Source organism: Sphingobacterium sp. Lzh-3 (genome assembly GCF_046764375.1).
GTDB lineage: Bacteria > Bacteroidota > Bacteroidia > Sphingobacteriales > Sphingobacteriaceae > Sphingobacterium.
Genome location: NZ_CP177226.1, coordinates 3,052,895 through 3,069,573, shown reverse-complemented (window position 1 = coordinate 3,069,573; position 16,679 = coordinate 3,052,895). Strand labels below are relative to the sequence as shown.

Annotated in this window: 20 protein-coding genes; 10 read left to right on the top strand and 10 right to left on the bottom strand. The window is 42.5% G+C overall.

The genetic code is table 11. The features are described from left to right. Window positions 1-19: 19 nt before the first annotated feature. From ACLCDV_RS12820 to ACLCDV_RS12795, 6 genes are all read right to left on the bottom strand, one after another. The gene (locus ACLCDV_RS12820; protein WP_411973899.1) at window positions 20-874 is read right to left on the bottom strand and encodes an NEW3 domain-containing protein; all 855 of its coding nucleotides are present in this window, start codon (window positions 872-874) and stop codon (window positions 20-22) included. A gap of 209 nt (window positions 875-1,083) precedes the next feature. Beyond that, the gene (locus ACLCDV_RS12815) at window positions 1,084-1,374 is read right to left on the bottom strand and encodes a hypothetical protein (protein ID WP_120334036.1); all 291 of its coding nucleotides are present in this window, start codon (window positions 1,372-1,374) and stop codon (window positions 1,084-1,086) included. 77 nt (window positions 1,375-1,451) lie between these two features. Further along, the gene (locus ACLCDV_RS12810) at window positions 1,452-1,898 is read right to left on the bottom strand and encodes an Hsp20/alpha crystallin family protein (protein ID WP_075992936.1); all 447 of its coding nucleotides are present in this window, start codon (window positions 1,896-1,898) and stop codon (window positions 1,452-1,454) included. Between the two features lie 373 nt (window positions 1,899-2,271). Then, entirely contained in the window at window positions 2,272-3,333 is a 1,062-nt protein-coding gene (locus ACLCDV_RS12805) for a fatty acid desaturase family protein (RefSeq protein WP_411973898.1), read from the bottom strand. Between the two features lie 294 nt (window positions 3,334-3,627). Next, complete coding sequence (locus tag ACLCDV_RS12800; RefSeq protein WP_411973897.1) at window positions 3,628-4,539, bottom strand: helix-turn-helix domain-containing protein; 912 nt, start codon at window positions 4,537-4,539, stop codon at window positions 3,628-3,630. Between the two features lie 65 nt (window positions 4,540-4,604). After that, entirely contained in the window at window positions 4,605-5,408 is an 804-nt protein-coding gene (locus ACLCDV_RS12795) for an SDR family oxidoreductase (protein WP_411973896.1), read from the bottom strand. Window positions 5,409-5,687: 279 nt separating this feature from the next. On the opposite strand from ACLCDV_RS12795, the gene ACLCDV_RS12790 reads away from it, so the two are divergent. Next, the gene (locus tag ACLCDV_RS12790; RefSeq protein WP_075992933.1) at window positions 5,688-5,948 is read left to right on the top strand and encodes a hypothetical protein; all 261 of its coding nucleotides are present in this window, start codon (window positions 5,688-5,690) and stop codon (window positions 5,946-5,948) included. Between the two features lie 69 nt (window positions 5,949-6,017). Here the strand turns inward: ACLCDV_RS12790 and ACLCDV_RS12785 are convergent, their stop codons facing one another. The 3 genes from ACLCDV_RS12785 to ACLCDV_RS12775 form a co-directional block, all read right to left on the bottom strand. Beyond that, window positions 6,018-6,935, bottom strand: a complete 918-nt coding sequence (locus ACLCDV_RS12785; RefSeq protein ID WP_411973895.1) for a helix-turn-helix domain-containing protein — start codon at window positions 6,933-6,935, stop codon at window positions 6,018-6,020. Between the two features lie 78 nt (window positions 6,936-7,013). Continuing rightward, window positions 7,014-8,009 (bottom strand): aldo/keto reductase, encoded by a 996-nt coding sequence (locus ACLCDV_RS12780; protein ID WP_411973894.1) that lies wholly within the window; start codon window positions 8,007-8,009, stop codon window positions 7,014-7,016. 100 nt (window positions 8,010-8,109) lie between these two features. Further along, entirely contained in the window at window positions 8,110-9,351 is a 1,242-nt protein-coding gene (locus tag ACLCDV_RS12775) for a phage integrase SAM-like domain-containing protein (protein ID WP_411973893.1), read from the bottom strand. Window positions 9,352-9,645: 294 nt separating this feature from the next. Between ACLCDV_RS12775 and ACLCDV_RS12770 the strand changes: the two genes are divergently transcribed. The 7 genes from ACLCDV_RS12770 (at window position 9,646) to ACLCDV_RS12740 (ending at window position 14,097) form a co-directional block, all read left to right on the top strand. Further along, the gene (locus ACLCDV_RS12770; protein ID WP_336835850.1) at window positions 9,646-9,813 is read left to right on the top strand and encodes a hypothetical protein; all 168 of its coding nucleotides are present in this window, start codon (window positions 9,646-9,648) and stop codon (window positions 9,811-9,813) included. Beyond that, window positions 9,803-10,219: a response regulator gene (locus tag ACLCDV_RS12765; protein ID WP_317666686.1), complete on the top strand. Its 417-nt coding sequence runs from the start codon at window positions 9,803-9,805 to the stop codon at window positions 10,217-10,219. The genes ACLCDV_RS12770 and ACLCDV_RS12765 overlap by 11 nt, the downstream gene beginning before the upstream one ends. A 20-nt stretch (window positions 10,220-10,239) precedes the next feature. Next, complete coding sequence (locus ACLCDV_RS12760; protein WP_411973892.1) at window positions 10,240-11,094, top strand: helix-turn-helix domain-containing protein; 855 nt, start codon at window positions 10,240-10,242, stop codon at window positions 11,092-11,094. Between the two features lie 137 nt (window positions 11,095-11,231). Further along, entirely contained in the window at window positions 11,232-11,408 is a 177-nt protein-coding gene (locus tag ACLCDV_RS12755) for a hypothetical protein (protein WP_411973891.1), read from the top strand. A gap of 186 nt (window positions 11,409-11,594) precedes the next feature. Beyond that, window positions 11,595-12,038, top strand: a complete 444-nt coding sequence (locus tag ACLCDV_RS12750) for a hypothetical protein (RefSeq protein WP_411973890.1) — start codon at window positions 11,595-11,597, stop codon at window positions 12,036-12,038. 382 nt (window positions 12,039-12,420) lie between these two features. Then, a complete protein-coding gene (locus ACLCDV_RS12745; RefSeq protein ID WP_411973889.1) occupies window positions 12,421-13,071 on the top strand; it encodes a transcriptional regulator in 651 nt (216 codons plus the stop codon). A 270-nt stretch (window positions 13,072-13,341) separates the two neighbouring features. Beyond that, window positions 13,342-14,097, top strand: a complete 756-nt coding sequence (locus tag ACLCDV_RS12740) for an SDR family oxidoreductase (RefSeq protein ID WP_411973888.1) — start codon at window positions 13,342-13,344, stop codon at window positions 14,095-14,097. A gap of 76 nt (window positions 14,098-14,173) precedes the next feature. Here the strand turns inward: ACLCDV_RS12740 and ACLCDV_RS12735 are convergent, their stop codons facing one another. Next, window positions 14,174-14,572, bottom strand: coding sequence for a winged helix-turn-helix transcriptional regulator (locus tag ACLCDV_RS12735; RefSeq protein ID WP_411973887.1), 399 nt, complete (start codon window positions 14,570-14,572; stop codon window positions 14,174-14,176). 246 nt (window positions 14,573-14,818) lie between these two features. Between ACLCDV_RS12735 and ACLCDV_RS12730 the strand changes: the two genes are divergently transcribed. Further along, a complete protein-coding gene (locus ACLCDV_RS12730) occupies window positions 14,819-15,625 on the top strand; it encodes a DNA alkylation repair protein (RefSeq protein WP_411973886.1) in 807 nt (268 codons plus the stop codon). Between the two features lie 179 nt (window positions 15,626-15,804). Then, on the top strand, window positions 15,805-16,656 hold the full coding sequence (locus ACLCDV_RS12725) for a hypothetical protein (RefSeq protein WP_411973885.1): 852 nt from the start codon (window positions 15,805-15,807) through the stop codon (window positions 16,654-16,656). The last annotated feature ends 23 nt before the right edge of the window (window positions 16,657-16,679 follow it).

The window sequence follows — 16,679 nt, the reverse complement described above, 5'->3', positions numbered from 1 at the left end:
TAATCTTTTTGTAGCGCCCTTATCTGCGGCCGTATTTACGGATGAGAAAATACACCAAACCAATGGCCAATACAATGACAAGCATACCGATCCAGCCAGAAAGCAAAGAAGTTTTCACAATCATACGGAATGAAATGTCGGCGCTACTATTGGATGATTTGACCTCAAATTTGGAAGCATAGTCACCGGCAATAGTTTTGTCGGGAACTTTTAGGTTGACTTTGACGTCAATAGATTTACCTGCTTCGAGCTGTTTGATGTTCGACGGATCGAAGCTTGCCTCCCATCGGCTGGGTAATTGGGACGTCAGTTCCAAGGCATTGAGTGGCAGGGTGCCCGTGTTTTTGACTTTAAGTAGAATTTCCTTGCTGCTACCAGACACGACTTCGTCACTTAGTCGCCCACTGGGGGTGGTCAACTCAAGGGCATAGGAGCCTTTGACGACTGCTTCGAGCTCAAGCTTTAAGGTATCGGTTGAGGATATAGCCCGTAGCGGAATTTTATATTTATCGGGCTTGGCCGTGATCGGACAGCTGATTTCAATGCTGATTTCCTGTGCCTTATTAGGCTGCATCTGAAGGGAAGTCACTTGCGAGCCTTCTACGCGGTAGCTAATCTGCCATCCATCGGGTAGCTGGGCATTCAGGTTGTAGTTAACCAATTGAGCGGATCCGTTGGTCAAGGTGGTCGTATAACGAAAGGGTTCGTTGCTGGGGGCCTCAATATTGACAAGCCTCGCTTCGAAACCAGATTTGAGGGGCTTCAAGACTTGCCCAGATAGATAGAAACTGTTAGCCAGCACAATAAGTGCGATAAGAAGTGGCCTGAAAGAAAAACGTCGGTCTGTGTTTGTAATTAGTAATTCTGTTAACATGATCCAATAACTAAAATTTATATTTAAATAGAATATTAGCTTTTAAAAAATGTCGGTTTGGGTATCAGCTACCTTTTTGAAAAACCGCACCCAAATTAAAAATCAATTTGATAAAAATCAAGATTGAAATAAAAAAAATAGTGTAAAAAAAATGTGTTTAAATGGTCTATAGGCTGATAGCTTGTGTTGTATGCTGCAATGCACTTCCGTCAGTCAAAGTTTACTGAGCGGAATGTCTTCTTGATGATAATCTTGGTGTTCTCGGCCAACTCATCCAGTGTACAGTGGATGGATCGTAATTGTGTCCTCTGAATTGTAGCGTCGTTCAGAAGAAGATTGATGCGAAGACGTCTGCTGTCTGAGGCTTCAGGCTCACCGCGCAGTTCATCAAACAATTCATGAATAATCTTTTCGCAGCTTTTTTGGTCAAAACTGGCGATAGTGATATAATGTCCGTGGCTGTACATCTGTAATTCAATATAGTAATTCGACGTTTTCATAATCTTCGTTTTAAAGATTGAAAAAAATAGGTTAGCCTCCGTGGGAGGCTAACCATTAAAATTTGCTATCTGGATCTTTAGGATATTTCGATCATCCGCGGTTCTTTCTGTTTGGCTTCTTCTTTCTTCGGTATTGTCAATCGGAGCATGCCATTTTCATAGTGTGCCTGAATATTGTCCTGATCGACAACCTCCTTTTGAAGTTCGAAGCTGCGTTGGAAAGATTGGTAGCTGAACTCCCGACGGGTGTAGTTGTCTTTATGCTCTTCGTTTTGTTCCTCCTTAGCCGAGGATATGGTTAAGAGATTGCCGTCGAGGGTCACCTTGAAATCGCCTTTGGCCATGCCGGGTGCGGCGACCTCCACTTCGAAGCTGTCTGCGTTTTCCTTGATGTTGACCGCAGGAACGGTAGTACTTGTTGATGAGTAATTCTTGTTGTCCCAGTTTAAAAGCTCACGGTTAAAATTATCAAACATGGGCGAAAAAAGTGAAAAATTGTTCCAGTTTCTTTTTGCAAGTTTCATAGTAACCTCCTTTTAATGAAGTATAACAATAATTTAAATCTATCAGTCGGCCGACTGTATTAAAAATCTCACAAAAAAGGTACCGAGCTTAAAAAACTGAAATTTTTGCAGCAAAACTGTCAAATTTTACCTGATAAATTGACAGAAAAGATAGAGGCTCTGTACAACATGCCGAAAATTGAAATTTTTTCAAACGATGTTCAGCTCAATCTTGTCCTTATAATAATCCATTTGATGGATAACTTAGTTAGAAAAGACCGGGCTTCTTAGCGATTTCTGGTCTTTTCTTTTTTGCTGGAAGCTGCCAACTTCGATGGCACATAATGGCCATAGGGAAGGGACAAAGAAATGAAGCGACGCGCTAATAACTAGGTTATTTTGACAAAGCCTCCAACACTTTTAAATGCGATCTAAATGCTGTCCAGAAGCTCCGAAACTCGTTGTATTGTATTTTATATTCCTTGCAGGTCTGCTTCACAATCCTATTGAGCGCAGGATAATGCACATGGCTGATCTTTGGAAAAAGGTGATGTTCAACCTGAAAATTGAGACCGCCAAGCAACCAGGTAAGTACCTTGCTGCCCGTAGCAAAATTTGCGGTGGACTGAATCTGATGAATCATCCATTCTTCTTCGACCTTTGACTGGTCAATGGTTTTGAATTCGGTTTCTTCCACCACATGGGCCAGCTGGAATACTGTGGCCAGACTCATACCACACACTGTACCAGCAATCAGCAAACCGATAAGTGTGGGCAGCCACCCGACGAAAATGATCGGAATAATGACAAATAAGCTGAAGTGAATTAGCTTACTGACCCAAAAAATAATACGCTCTTTGACCGGAAAATGAAATTGCTTCGTTTTATATCCCATGCGCCCACGGAAATATTTCTCATAATCCTGATAAAAGATCCACGCTAAATAGGAGATTCCATAGAGCAGCGGAAAATAAAAACGCTGATAGCGATGGTGTTTCCGAAGTTTCTGATCGTGGTGTATACGCATAAACTTTACTTCGATATCGTGATCTTCGCCATCGATATTTGTATAGGTATGGTGTGCAATATTATGTTTGAGCTTCCAAAAGTAGATATTGCCGCCCAGTAGATTGAGCGAGTAGGAGAGCACAGTGTTCAGGTTTTTATTGTCTGAAAAAGAATTGTGCCCAGCATCGTGCATAATGTTAAAACCAATCGCAGCGAGGTTAGCTCCGAAAATGATACATAATGCTATTGCAATACTCCAATGCAAAGGTGCAAATACCAGAAGGAGGTACAATACCGCAAAGCTCATCAGGAGTATAGCCGCTTTCAGATAGATCTTACGATTCCCGGTTCTTGGCTGAAGTGAATTTTGAAAATAGTTGTTGATTTTTTGTTTTAACGTTTTAGAGAACAATGTATTTACATTGCTGAATTTTATAGACTGGGACATTTGGGGTTTTACTCGAGAAATATGCTTAATTTTTATAACGTTCGATCTTGAGCGATAGAACAATGTAAATATACATTATAAAATTTAAAAGATCCCGGTAGTAAAGTTAAAGATTGTTAAAGGTTATTTTGCCGTCTTGATTTCCCATGGCCGGGAAGATAAACCTTTTGAATTTTTGAAGTCTCCGGTGTTTATCGCGCGCCGACGTATCCTGCTTCCTAATAACTATTCCATATCAATTTGCCGGAGCGAAGGTGAGCAGGATTAACACTAAACTTTATTTTCACTATTTTGTCAGTTAAACGATTGCCTGAACGCTAAAGGTGAAACATTGGTTTTTTTCTTAAACAGTTTGTTGAACGATTGCGGATGTTCAAAACCGAGCTTATAGGCAATTTCGGCAACGGAAAGGCTTGTCGCCGTAAGTTGTTCCTTGGCTTCTTCAATTAACTTGTCGTGAATGTGCTGCTGTGTGTTTTTACCGGTAACGGAACGTAGTAAATCGCTTAAATATCGTGCTGATACATGGAGGCTTTCGGCTAAATACTCTACGGTTGGAAGCCCCTGTTTTAAGGTTTCTTCGCTGTCGAAATAATCGTCCAGCAATTTTTCCAATTGGGTCAGCAGCGCATGGTTAACCGCCTTTCGAGTAACGAATTGACGCTCATAGAAACGGTTGCTGTATTGCAAGAGCATATCAATTTGCGACAAAATAATATCTTGGGTGTGCTTGTCGATATGCTCATATTCTTGTTCGATTTTAAGAAAAATTTCTATAATGTCTTTTTCTTCGCGTTCGGAGAGATGTAATGCTTCGTTAAGCGCATACGAAAAGAAATTGTAGTTTTTTATTTTGGTGGCTAGGGGGTGGGTATACAAAAAATCAGGGTGGAATAGCAGCATGTAACCTTTTCCGCATTCGACATTCATCTTGCTGATTTCGGCCATCGTCAACGATTGAATCTGCTTGGGCGCAATAAAATTCATTGTTCCTTTGTCGAAATCGTAATACTGTTGGCCATATTTTATTTTTGCAGTGACGTCTTTTTTCAGCGAAATACTATAGAAATTCACGTAGAACTGCTCCCAGATGTCACTTTCATCGGGCTTTATGCCAGCTACATCAATTACACTGACGAGCGGATGTAATGGGGCCGGCAAGGACAATTGCCGATGAAATTCGGATATGGAATTGATACGATGCATGCTGTTTTTGTTATACAAATTTACAAAAAACAACTGCCTTGCAAGGCAGTTGCTGATTTAAAAAATTAGGCCTCAAATTGTTTTGCGATTTCTTGCCTGAAGGCTTCTTTTCCGATTTGCAATCGTCTTTCATAGAGTGCATGTGCATCTTCACCTGCCAGATAACGTACCTGATCTTTATTGTCCGTGGCGGCTTCATACACCACTTGGGCAATTTGCTCGGCCGTGGATGCATTTTGCAGCATCAGACCCATTTGTTCGAACAGTTTGTCTTCGATGTCCTGATAGTCGGAAGTTCGGTTTAGATCCAAAGAACGGCCTGCAAAATCTGTCGCTATTCCTCCCGGAGCAACTGTTTTGATGGCTATTCCAAATTTTTTCAGTTCAAAGGACATGCTTTCGCTCCAGCCCTCCAAGGCGAATTTTGTTGCATGATACATGGAATTTAGCGGGAATCCCATAAAACCACCAATCGATGTGGTCGAGATAAATAAACCACTTTTCTGTGCTCTAAAATGGGGAATAAAGGCTTGTGTAACCCGCAATACGCCCAATAGATTCGTGTCGATTTGGCGAAGTATTTTTTCGTCGCTCAACGTTTCAAAGGCACCCATTAACCCATAACCTGCATTATTGAAAACGACATCAATGTTACTTATACCGATGGCTTTTGCTACAGTTTCTTTGATCTGGGCCGGATCGGTGACATCTAATTTTAATAGCCTGATGTTTTCGATCCCGGCAAGTTCGGTTTCATTTTCGGGATTTCGCATGGTTGCGATCACATTCCAACCCGCCTGTTGAAAAAGTTTGGCAGTTGCTTTTCCCAAACCGGAAGAAGCTCCTGTAATGAAAATTGTCTTTTGCATGCTGTTATTGTTTGATTCCATACCACAAATGTCTAAATAAGGGATCGGGTACCTGTTTCCAAATTGAGCTTGATTGTAGCCAAAATGACGAAATCAAAATATGTAAAAAAAATCATCGTCAATGGAGCGGAAAATTCATCGACTTTGGCACGATTATTTGTTGATATTCGTTATAAAAATAATGCAATGTTAAGCTGATTTTTGCTCGATTTTATACTTTTTATCGTATTCGTATTGGCGTAATTGCTGTATTTTAAAAATTTTAGTAGATCTATATTTATGCAAGGCACAATTGACGGGATAAGCGGGGAACCACATCGTTCACAGGTGTTCCGTTTAACTTACAAAGGACAGGATTATCAGCTGGTGTTGTTGAAAAAGTCTTTATCAAAGCTCGATACGGAATTGCCAATTTCGCTTGATGGAATTGATCAAAAACTCGTAAAAAAAGGCGACCACTGGTTTTTTGAAAACAGGCATTCCGATCAGCATTTTGCGACAGAAATCTGGCGTAATTTATCGCTTCGATATCGCCTCTAAGACCAAAGGTCTGCTGTATGGTGGCCCGCAGTTCAATATACAGCAGATTTTAAGGATGCTATTTTAGCTTTAGGCCATCTTCCGTCTGAACTCCAGCGGTGAGAGCTCCGTTTTCTTTTTGAATAGACGATTGAGTGACTGTGGCTGTTCAAAACCGAGCTGATAGGCAATTTCGGCAACAGAAAGCTCCGACCTGGAAAGCAGATCTTTCGCTTTTTCAATGAGCTTATGTTGGATATGGTTCTGCGCACTTTCACCGGTCTGCAACCGTAATAAATCGCTTAAATAGTTTTTCGACATATTCAGCCGCTCAGCAAAATAACCCACCTGCGGTAAACCCTTGCGTTCGGTTTCGGCTTCAAAATATTGATCCAACAATTGTTCAAACCGGCTCACCAAGGGCACATTGTGTACCTTACGTGTAATAAATTGCCGGTTATAAAACCGCTGCGAATACACCAGCAGCAGTTCGATGAAACTGACAATGGCATCCTGGCTATAGCTGTCGATCGGACTGTCATATTCGCTTAAGATCCCTTTTCCGATATTTCGGATCTGCTCTTTCTCCCGGTCGGACAGAAAAAGTGCTTCGTTGACTTCGTAATCGAAAAAACTGTAACTGCCGATTTTGTGTGCCAGGTCATAGGTGCGGATAAAATCGGGATGGAAAACAAGGGAATAGCCTACTTCGGCGTGGGCAGTATCGGGATCAACACTGATCGTCTGTCCGGGTTTAAAGAAGGTCATCAGACCTTCCCGGAAGTCGTACTGATGTGGGCCATACCCCAATACGCATTGCGCATCTTCTTTGATGGAAATGCAGTACAGGTTGAGCTGAAAGGTGGTCTCGACCGTTGGATGTATATGCTTGTTTTTGGAAAAATCCGTGATGCTAAAAAGCGGATGCTGCGGTTTGGGGAGCTGCAGCGCTTCATGATAGTCAGCGATACTATTGATCCTGATCAGTAGGAGGTCTTTCTTTGACATGCTCTTTTTGCCTGTTAAATAATAGCCTAATTTAAGTAAAATGCCATGCGCTTTCTGCTGGCATGGCATTTATATTTTTTATGATTGCAGCGGAATACTTACATCGCGGGACCCGGTATCCAGTCCGACCGGCAGAATAGCCTCAATGCGTTGCAGCTCTTCGGCGGTCAATAGGATGTCTGTTGCGGCGATATTCTGCTCCACATAGCGCACTCTTTTTGTCCCCGGTATCGGCACGATTCCTTTTTGGATCAGCCAGGCAAGGGCCAGCTGCGACGAGGTAACGTCTTTTTCTTTTCCAATCTGTTCGAGTTCACGCACCAGATCGAGGTTTTTATAAAACTGCTCGCCCTGAAACCTCGGGATAAGCCTGCGGAAATCATCTTCGGGAATATCGTCCGGCGACTTGATTCCACCAGTGATAAATCCACGGCCCAAAGGGGAGTAGGCGACCAGGCCTATACCCAGTTCCTGGGTCAGATCGTATACGCCATTGGTCTCTACTTCGCGTCCGAATAAGGAGATTTCATTCTGCACAGCCGTGATCGGGAAGGTCGCGTGTGCCTTGCTGATCTGCTCGGCACTGACTTCCGAAATGCCCAGGTACCTGACCTTGCCCGCTGTGACCAGCTCGCCCATGGCACCTATGGTTTCCTCGATGGGTACATTGGGGTCGGGGCGGTGCATATAATAGAGGTCAATCACATCGGTATCGAGGTTTTTCAGCGAGCGCTCGATAGACTTCCGGATATATTCTGGCCGACCGTTTATACGCCAGGTCACCTGGTCGTTATCATCAATCTCAAAGCCGAACTTGCTGGCGAGGATATAGTCGTTTCGCTTGCCGCATATGGCCCTGGAGATCAACCTTTCGTTTTCAAAGGGTCCATACAGATCGGCCGTATCCAAAAAGTTGCCACCCAGTTCCAAGGACCGGTGAATGGTAGCTATGGATTCTTTTTCGTCGGCCTTGCCGTAGATATCGCCAGTGGACGCAAAACTGCTCATCCCCATACAACCTAAGCCGATCATTGGAATTTCAAGTCCCTGCGTGCCTAATTTTCTTGTTTTCATCTGCTTCTTATTTTTGTTACCCAAAATTACGAAGCACAGCCTGCAGCATGTTTACCCCAATTACGGAAACTTGTAACCGAATTACGGATCTAATCGCTAATTAGGCTACCCTAAATTTATCGTTATAAGCATCTTCCAGGTACTGTCCCAACGTTCTTGTCCGCTCGATATCAATGGTACTGATGTACCGATGGAACATCTGCTCGGTACTGTGACCTGTAGCTTCCATCAGTAGTGGAGTAGGGATTTTACCGTAAAAATTTGAGGCAAAGCTTCTTCTTCCGATGTGGCTCGTGATCGCTTCCCATTTTTGGACAAACATTTCTACCGCCCGGAAGCCCTTTCTTTTGCGGACTTTGACCAGGCTATTGATACCGGCAAGTTCCGCGACTTCCTTGATCTGCAGATTATACTTTTGCGCAGTAAGCTTCTCGGGAAATACGTTTAAATTGCCTGACAATATGGTCAATGGTACCGGATGTAAAGGCAGCAGAATTTCTTTTTGCGTTTTCTGCTGGACAAATGAGATACAGGGTTTTCCCTTGATTATCTCGAGGTTCTGGATATCAAAATTCATGAAATCAGAAATGCGCTGGCCGGTGTAGCAGCTGATGATTAGCCAGTCCCGGGCTGCCTGTAGGCTTGGCGGGACATCCGTTTCCTTGAGTTTTACTAGCTCATCTTCACTAAGGGTGACAAATAGATTGACTTTCTTTTCCTTGGGAAGTTCAAGTTCATATACATAGGTTCTGACCCCTCTTTTTTCCAGAAAATTGAGCACCGTCCGGACAAAATGTATGGTGCGGCCAATCGTACTTTTATTGTATTCTTCCAGCTCGCCAAATTCAAGGAACTCTTTAACAAAGGATGCATTGACTTCGTGCAGTAAAAGGTGTTTTTTGCGATGGCCTTCAAATCGCTCAAGCAAATGGAGGAATACCCGGTAACGCTTGGAAGTCGGTTCGGAAATAAGATGGGCGCGGCTCCGGATATAGGCTTCCACATAATCTAGTAGGCTGTTGGCAGGGCGAAAATTCTTTGTGCCATCACAATTTTCTGTTATGATCTTGCGGAGTTTGATGTGCGAAATTTTGCTGTTTTTTGCCGCGACATTGCTCAGGTATTCGGCGATTCCGATTTTTAGCCTATCAAGCTTGGCATTTAAATTTTTATTTTTTTTGAGGTAAATATTGCGGGGGCGCTGTTTTTCAAAATCCCATAAATCCGAGCAAATTTTAAGGGGAGTATTGATCACATGTTCCGTCTGAGAATCATCAAGGATCGTAAGGGATATTGTTGAAAAAGGGGAGGAATATAGCAGCGTAAATTTGAAGTTTATCATTGGACTTGAATCTAATTTTCTGAAAATAAATATATGAGTTTTCCAGAGAAGTCCAATTCAGACTACAGTTCCAATAATCAAATGTAACTATTTTACCTTACAAAAAATAATCTAATAAATATTATTAAAAACTACACCTTAATCGCTATTCATTTCATGACAAATCCTATTTAGATAGATAATTTCATTTTTTTATCCTTTATGAATCAGTTAATTAAAAAAAAGTTGTAGTCTGAATTGGACTACAGTGCTATGTAACTAACGCATATATTTCAAACTTAAACAGTATCGGAAATGAAGGATCAATTAAAGGCCAAACAAGAATACATACCGCCTGCAATTCATGCAATCAGCGTGGAGATGGAAAATGCTTTCGGGGCTATACAGGTTACTTTCGTAGCGCCAACTGAACAGGACTATTTGCCATTGGATATTTTGCAGAAGGGAGAAGATGGCAACTGAGACTGTAAGAAAAATAAAAATAGCATTTGTGGACGATAGTCTCTTTCAGCGGACGCTCATGAAAATAGTGCTTGTCAACAATGAAACATTTGACCTGCGTTTTAATTGCAGCAACGGACTGGAGCTCCTGAAAAAACTCGAAAGTACCACTGAATTGCCAGACGTATGCCTTGCAGATCTTAATATGCCTGTAATGGATGGACATGAGGCCGCTCTTCATATCCGCGATCGGTTTCCATCGATTAAAGTATTTGGGTATACGACCACAGATAATGCCACCGAACTTGAACGGTTTAAGGCCAACGGTGCACTTTTCATTTTCAGTAAAACCAATCTGAGAATGACATTGGACGAAATTAAATATTGGCTTGATGATGACATCCGATCGCCATTAAGCAAAGGATAGATACATAGCGTAGCTCATTTATGGACAGTAAAGCGGCTGAATTTGAAATTATACCTTTAAAGGAATGGCAGCAGCAGCGGTTTCCCCACTGGTATCATGGTCAGGATCTTTTCACTATCCTGGTGCCATTTGACGACATTGAGATCCGCCTGGCGAATGATTCTTTTTGCATGGAAGGCAATACATTGATTTTTATTGGTCCGACGAAAGATTTTACCCTCAGGGGATCGGGCACTCCGAACGGGTATCTGATCCGCTTTACTTCACGGTTTTACGAAAGGTCGGCTCTGGATAGGACATTGATCAATTCGGGACTATTTTTTGACAGTGAAAGATTACTCAAGGTCGTTAAAAGCCGGATAAAACAGGAAGAGATGGAGATGCAGATTATGGGAAATATCCAAGGTTATCAATCAAGAAACGCCGCGATGACTTCGCTGATCGTGCACAACTTCATCGAGTCTGTCCTTTTACAAGGGATATGGGAAACAGATTTCGATAAGGAACTCAGCAGGGGTACGGACAGTACGGTGCAGGGAATGGCCAACCGTTTTTCCATACTCGTCCACAAGCATTATAAAGAAAATTGTAACGTCAAATTCTATGCAGACAAACTACATATTACACCGAGAAAGCTAACGAATCTATGTACAGAAGTCTGGAATAAAACGGCTAAGAATGCCATTATCGACATCGTTTTGAAAGAAGCGCTGCGCTATATTGAACATACGGATCTTTCTATTTCCCAGATTTCCTATGAAATGGGATTTTCAGATGAATCCAATTTTCGGCATTTTATCAAAAAACATTCGGGTTCCAATCCGCTGCAGTACCGTGAAAGAATACGAAAGGCCAGCGGGATTTATATGCATTAGCACCTGTTTTTTATGCGGATTCGTATAAAAAAACTGGAACGAATCCCTTCGCTCCAGTGTCCATTAATATTATCTTAAATAACAACCCGCAAAAAAGTTGTTATCCAAAAGTAGGGAGATAAAGCGTGTGAAAGTATGTGAATAGTGGCAATAAACGTGTTAAAACTGGAAACTGGAAGGGGGGGGCAATTATAGCGGATCAAAGAGATCTAGATTGGAGAGGGAAGGTTCAGGATGAATACGATCATACGGTTCTTCTGATCGAAAAGAGACATGTGGAGATAAAAGGACTATTTTCTGTTAAAGATAACTGAAGCTTTTTTAAACGATTTCTAGCTGACTCTTGTCTTTCTATTAATCCATTTGATGGATAAATAGTTAGAAAAAACCGGTGCTTCTTTGAGGTTTCTGGTCTTTTCGTTCTAAAATAACCCGCCGATCAATGGGCTCGGCAAGATTGAGAACTTAACAAGCAAGATTGAAAAAGTAAAAAGACACCTATGAACGGATTGAATAAAAATATGCTGGGCGGATTGATCGGTGCACTCGTGCTTAATGTAGTGCACAGCGCTGCAAAAAGATTTGATTCCCAGGCGCCCGCAGTAGATAAAGTGGGTGAGGAGGCGATGAAAAAAACGGTACGCTTCGCCGGGTTTAAACCACCCAAAGGTAATGCGCTGGTGGCGGCCACGTTCGGCGCCGATGTGGCCTCAAATGCCATGTTATATACGCTTATCGGCTATGGGGGTCAGAAAAATAAGCTGCTGAAAGGAGCCTTGCTCGGTACTGTGGTCGGGCTCGCAACATTGACTATTCCGGAACAGGCCGGACTCGATGCCAAACCCATAAAAAAGACCAGCCGTACGAAGTTAATGACTGTTGCCTGGTATGTCATCGGTGGTATTGCAGCCGGACTGGCCATGAAAGCGATGGAAAAACGCTAAGTTTTTTATAGCTCGGGCTTTGATCACACCCTTTTTCGGTACTGTACGCTACACGGCTAGGTTTCAACTGGGCTCCCCACGGACGACTATGGTTCACCGGGCTCTATGCGGGGATGGTTCAACTAGGCGCTACGCAGCTACGGTTCAACTGGGCTTTACGCGACTAGGGTTCAACGGTAGTGAGCTGCTGTGCCGTAGCGCTATTGCCTTGCACTGATTAGCCAACTGTTGCGAATATGAATTAATATCTAGCGGATTGTAAATGTGATTAGCCAGATTTCGAACAGTAGCAGAAAACAACGGACAAGAAATGTAATTTACATTAATATTAGGTCTCAAGACCAGAGTTTAATCGTTTTGAAATTGCTAAATTAAAACAGTCATGATGAGAAAATATGTTGGTGTAATGCTCTTTTTTATTGTTGCAGCGGGTAGCCTACATGGGCAAACGCTGACGACTAAATTGGTCCCGATGCGTTTAGCTGCAAGTTTTGACCGCGTAAAAGAGGCCGTCCCCGATATGTCCGGCCAGTTTGTCGACAGCAAAATTAAAATTATAGCCCTAGGAAGTACAGACTCGACTGCCCGATTTGAAATCGAGGAGCAGGGGATAAGCATTGAAACGGTTGTGGATAACGAAAAAGAGTACCATAAATTGGTCACGGCTGCGGCAAAAGATGTTTCCAAACCAAGTATTCATATGCTGTATACCTACTCGTTAAAGAATAAAAAATTGAAAGTACCGCCGCCAAGAAAAGTCTTTTTCTCTCCAGAGTATGGGGTAATCTGGACTTTGATGTTAAAAAAAATAGCCGAAAAGGAAACCGAAGTTGTGCTTAACTACAAATCGCTATCACCTGCATTTGCCGAGAAAATCGAAAATGAGTTTGAAAGCGACACCTATTACAGCCACAAAATCGTAAAAATGGACGTCAATGATAAGCTAATGAATCACCTGATCAAGGAGATTTTGATCAATCAGATGCATGTCGACCGGGATTATCCCGCACCAATGTATCCCGCGCGCAATTAATCTTTCCACATCAATAAATAAAGTACAGTCGCCCAACCGTTGAAGCATATGGATTGATAACCACGGGACTACCTGCTATTTTGATAAGTGTGATAGCATTGTGAAACCCTGTTTTTTTTGATTGGCAGCTCAATTATTGATATTTGGTTTGAGAGATTCCAGCGGAGTAAAATGGCTTTGAGAGGCCAGAATAAGCGCTGAAAGAGTTTAAACCTGTAATCCAGCACGTCCATGACAATTCAATGGGCGATGGATCAAATTTTCAAATTTATGGCAAATCATGAAGTAAGAGGAAAAGTGGTTTTGATCGCAGGTGGCGCGAAAAACCTCGGCGGGCTTTTGAGCCGGGATTTTGCGGCAAAAGGGGCGAAGCTTGTTATTCACTACAATAGTGAGGGAACAAGGGCCCAAGCGGAGAAAACATTGTCGGATGTACAGGCTATGGGTGCCGAGGGACTGATTGTTCAGAGCGACCTTACGCAAATTTCGACAATAAAAGCACTGTTTGACAGCGCTGAGGAAAGGTTCGGAAAGGTGGATATCGCAATCAATACTGTAGGTAAGGTACTGAAAAAACCATTTGTGGAGACTTCAGAGGCCGAGTACGACAGTATGAGTGACATTAACTCGAAGGTCGCCTACTTTTTTATACGCGAAGCAGGCAAGCGCATCAATGACAATGGAAAGATCTGTACTGTCGTAACTTCTTTATTGGCGGCTTACACAGGCCTTTATTCAACTTATGCGGGAATGAAGGCTCCTGTAGAGCATTTTACAAGAGCTGCATCGAAGGAATTCGGACCGCGTGGAATCTCCGTTACGGCAGTGGCACCCGGTCCAATGGATACACCTTTCTTCTATGGACAGGAATCTGACGATGCTGTTGCCTATCACAAGTCTGCGTCCGCGCTGGGCGGACTTACCGATATTCAGGACATTGCCCCACTGATCGAGTTTCTGGTCACAGATGGCTGGTGGATCACCGGGCAGACAATTTTCGCAAATGGCGGATATACCACGCGATAAAATAGTCAAGCAAAAGACAGTCAAATTTGGCTGTCTTTTGGTATATGCACCGTAAGTAAAGAAACGTTTTATGTCGTTAACTGAGGCTTTGAAGATTGCTGCCCGGCATGTCCTCAGCGGACTGGCTGTCGGACTGGCTATCAGAGCCTTGAGTAAGTAGAAGATTTCCCCAGTCGTTCAGTTTCCAAAGCACTTCCACTAATTTTTCGCCAAGTGGGGTAAGTGAATATTCCACACGTGGTGGTAGTTCGGGAAAGCTTTTTTTGCTTAAAATTCCGTCCCGTTCCAGTTCTTTTAATTGCTGGTTTAAAACCCGTCGATCGACTTTGACGATACCCCGGAGCATTTCGCTGGGTCTTTTTTCACCTTCATTGATACGCCATACGATCGGTATCTTCCATTTTCCGCTGATTGCATTAACGGCAAATTCCAAAGGACAGACTTTTTCCTCGATTACTCTTCCTTCTATTTTCATCAATTATTAATTTATACATCGTCAAGCTGCACGAATATGACGAACTAACGCACGATTTGCACAAAAGTGACTTTTTTATCCCATAGGGACAATAATATGCGGTATTGTGGTTCTGAATTTACTTTCAAAACTTTGCAAAAATAGAAAATAAGATATGAATAATTGAAAGCTGTAGATTAGCGCTATCTGATGATTTCGGATACCAACTATTGAATTGATTAGCTGTTAAAACATATTTGAACAATTATGGAAGAAATAAAAAGAAAAGGAGCAAGAAGTACAAAAGATATCCCAAGGGAGATTTTGGATCAGTTAAATCGCGGGGAAATTGAAACAGCCAATCTCGTCGAATGGCTGGCTGTGGACCAGAAAGTCTTATTGGGCAACTTGCTGGTACAGCAACAACGAAGCATCTATCTAGCACCTGTACTTACAAAAATTGATCAGCTAAAAAAACAGACCGTAACAAACCTAAACCAGGCGATAGGAATTGGACTTTTTGAACAGGCCATGGAAAATAACGATCGGGAATTTTTAGTTATTATGGCAAATCATCCGGCCGACCTTGTACGCTGCTGGGCCACCTATACCATCGGAAAGAATGAAAATCTCCACATATCGGAAATGCTAGACCAAATTGAGCCCTTCGCGGCAGATACACATTTTGGGGTCAGGGAAATCTGCTGGATGGCTGTAAGACCAAAAATTGCAGCAAACCTGTTGCAGAGCATTGAAATACTTGCGCGATGGACAGCCAACCGAGACGAAAATATAAGAAGATTTGCGAGCGAAGCAACACGACCTCGAGGGGTCTGGTGCGAACATATTGAGTCACTGAAACAAAACCCCGAACTGGGGCTGCCCATCGTGGAAAGGCTAAGATCAGACAACACAAAATATGTGCAGGATAGTGTGGGGAACTGGTTGAATGATGCAAGCAAAACAAAAGCATCGTTTGTGCTGCAACTCTGTGAACGCTGGAAAAAGGAAAGTGATACCAGGGAAACAAGCTACATCATTAAAAAAGCATTGCGGACGGTCAACAAATTGTAGTGCCCAATGACCATATGCAGCATCATAAATTGCTTTCACGAATCCCCTTGGACAATAAATATTGATTACCTGAACAATCTACAGATCAATTTCCCCGCAAGTTGTAGCAAAAACGGAAATTTGCAACCAAGACGCTGCAAAAATGGTATCTTTGGGTACCATTTCTATTTTTTGGATCTATGCGTAAAGCCCTAATTATTCTATTGCTACTTATAGCCTGCAAAGCGAATGCCCAGTCGAGCCTGTCAATAAAACTCAATTATCGGCCCAGTCAGATCTATGAAACGATGGACAGCACTACAGTAAGCTCAATGCATTATTCCGAGAAAATTGAAGGTAGGGGAAAATCGGGCAATATGACCAACCTCGTCTTTGTCGGCACTACGGTACTGCAATCGAATATAATGCTGACGACCCAAACAAAGGAGCAGATTGCCCATAGAATTCCCTTTGTGACAAAAAACCGGATCCAAGGATGGGTACAGCAGATCAACGGTGAGAGAAATGAAAGCAGCGGACCATCAGATCAAAGTATCGTCTATGGTTATTTTACAAATACAGCCACTGGTTATAGGACTAAGGTTGATTCCATTCAAGGATCGGATATCGATGACAACAAAAGAAATTTTACAAAATCAGTTTTCGAGCAATATACCGCTCCTTATCCAGAGAAACCCATTGATATTGGTGATTCTTTTGCGGTTACTAAAGAGGAAGAAATTGTCTTTGGGAATTTAGGAGTGGCCTATTTTGAACTAAGCACAAAGTATACTTTGCGCGAAATTAAAAACGGAATAGGTTATTTTAAAAAAGAGCATTCCCTTCGACTGAAGGGAATAGATTCTACAAACCCTAGTTTTAAGCTAACTGAGGTCGATCAGGGTACAGGCATGCTCGAATACGATATAGAGAACTCTCTAATTAGAAGCAATACCTCTACCTTTGCTGCAGTAGCAAAAGCAGAGATGGACAAGCTGCTGATAACCATCCATACCACGGTGAAACAGAAGGAGACCATCGAGTTGCGATAGGGCTAGGGGCTGCCTGATTCCGA

What these genes read in the sequence shown, in the direction of transcription:
- ACLCDV_RS12770 (WP_336835850.1), top strand. Translation starts at nt 9,646, where the DNA reads ATGAAGGATCAATTAAAGGCCAAACAAGAATACATACCGCCTGCAATT.
- ACLCDV_RS12745 (WP_411973889.1), top strand. Translation starts at nt 12,421, where the DNA reads ATGATGAGAAAATATGTTGGTGTAATGCTCTTTTTTATTGTTGCAGCG.
- ACLCDV_RS12785 (WP_411973895.1), bottom strand. Translation starts at nt 6,935, where the DNA reads ATGTCAAAGAAAGACCTCCTACTGATCAGGATCAATAGTATCGCTGAC.
- ACLCDV_RS12805 (WP_411973898.1), bottom strand. Translation starts at nt 3,333, where the DNA reads ATGTCCCAGTCTATAAAATTCAGCAATGTAAATACATTGTTCTCTAAA.
- ACLCDV_RS12730 (WP_411973886.1), top strand. Translation starts at nt 14,819, where the DNA reads ATGGAAGAAATAAAAAGAAAAGGAGCAAGAAGTACAAAAGATATCCCA.
- ACLCDV_RS12740 (WP_411973888.1), top strand. Translation starts at nt 13,342, where the DNA reads ATGGCAAATCATGAAGTAAGAGGAAAAGTGGTTTTGATCGCAGGTGGC.
- ACLCDV_RS12735 (WP_411973887.1), bottom strand. Translation starts at nt 14,572, where the DNA reads ATGAAAATAGAAGGAAGAGTAATCGAGGAAAAAGTCTGTCCTTTGGAA.
- ACLCDV_RS12775 (WP_411973893.1), bottom strand. Translation starts at nt 9,351, where the DNA reads ATGATAAACTTCAAATTTACGCTGCTATATTCCTCCCCTTTTTCAACA.
- ACLCDV_RS12790 (WP_075992933.1), top strand. Translation starts at nt 5,688, where the DNA reads ATGCAAGGCACAATTGACGGGATAAGCGGGGAACCACATCGTTCACAG.
- ACLCDV_RS12780 (WP_411973894.1), bottom strand. Translation starts at nt 8,009, where the DNA reads ATGAAAACAAGAAAATTAGGCACGCAGGGACTTGAAATTCCAATGATC.
- ACLCDV_RS12795 (WP_411973896.1), bottom strand. Translation starts at nt 5,408, where the DNA reads ATGCAAAAGACAATTTTCATTACAGGAGCTTCTTCCGGTTTGGGAAAA.
- ACLCDV_RS12810 (WP_075992936.1), bottom strand. Translation starts at nt 1,898, where the DNA reads ATGAAACTTGCAAAAAGAAACTGGAACAATTTTTCACTTTTTTCGCCC.
- ACLCDV_RS12800 (WP_411973897.1), bottom strand. Translation starts at nt 4,539, where the DNA reads ATGCATCGTATCAATTCCATATCCGAATTTCATCGGCAATTGTCCTTG.
- ACLCDV_RS12765 (WP_317666686.1), top strand. Translation starts at nt 9,803, where the DNA reads ATGGCAACTGAGACTGTAAGAAAAATAAAAATAGCATTTGTGGACGAT.
- ACLCDV_RS12750 (WP_411973890.1), top strand. Translation starts at nt 11,595, where the DNA reads ATGAACGGATTGAATAAAAATATGCTGGGCGGATTGATCGGTGCACTC.
- ACLCDV_RS12760 (WP_411973892.1), top strand. Translation starts at nt 10,240, where the DNA reads ATGGACAGTAAAGCGGCTGAATTTGAAATTATACCTTTAAAGGAATGG.
- ACLCDV_RS12820 (WP_411973899.1), bottom strand. Translation starts at nt 874, where the DNA reads ATGTTAACAGAATTACTAATTACAAACACAGACCGACGTTTTTCTTTC.
- ACLCDV_RS12815 (WP_120334036.1), bottom strand. Translation starts at nt 1,374, where the DNA reads ATGAAAACGTCGAATTACTATATTGAATTACAGATGTACAGCCACGGA.
- ACLCDV_RS12725 (WP_411973885.1), top strand. Translation starts at nt 15,805, where the DNA reads ATGCGTAAAGCCCTAATTATTCTATTGCTACTTATAGCCTGCAAAGCG.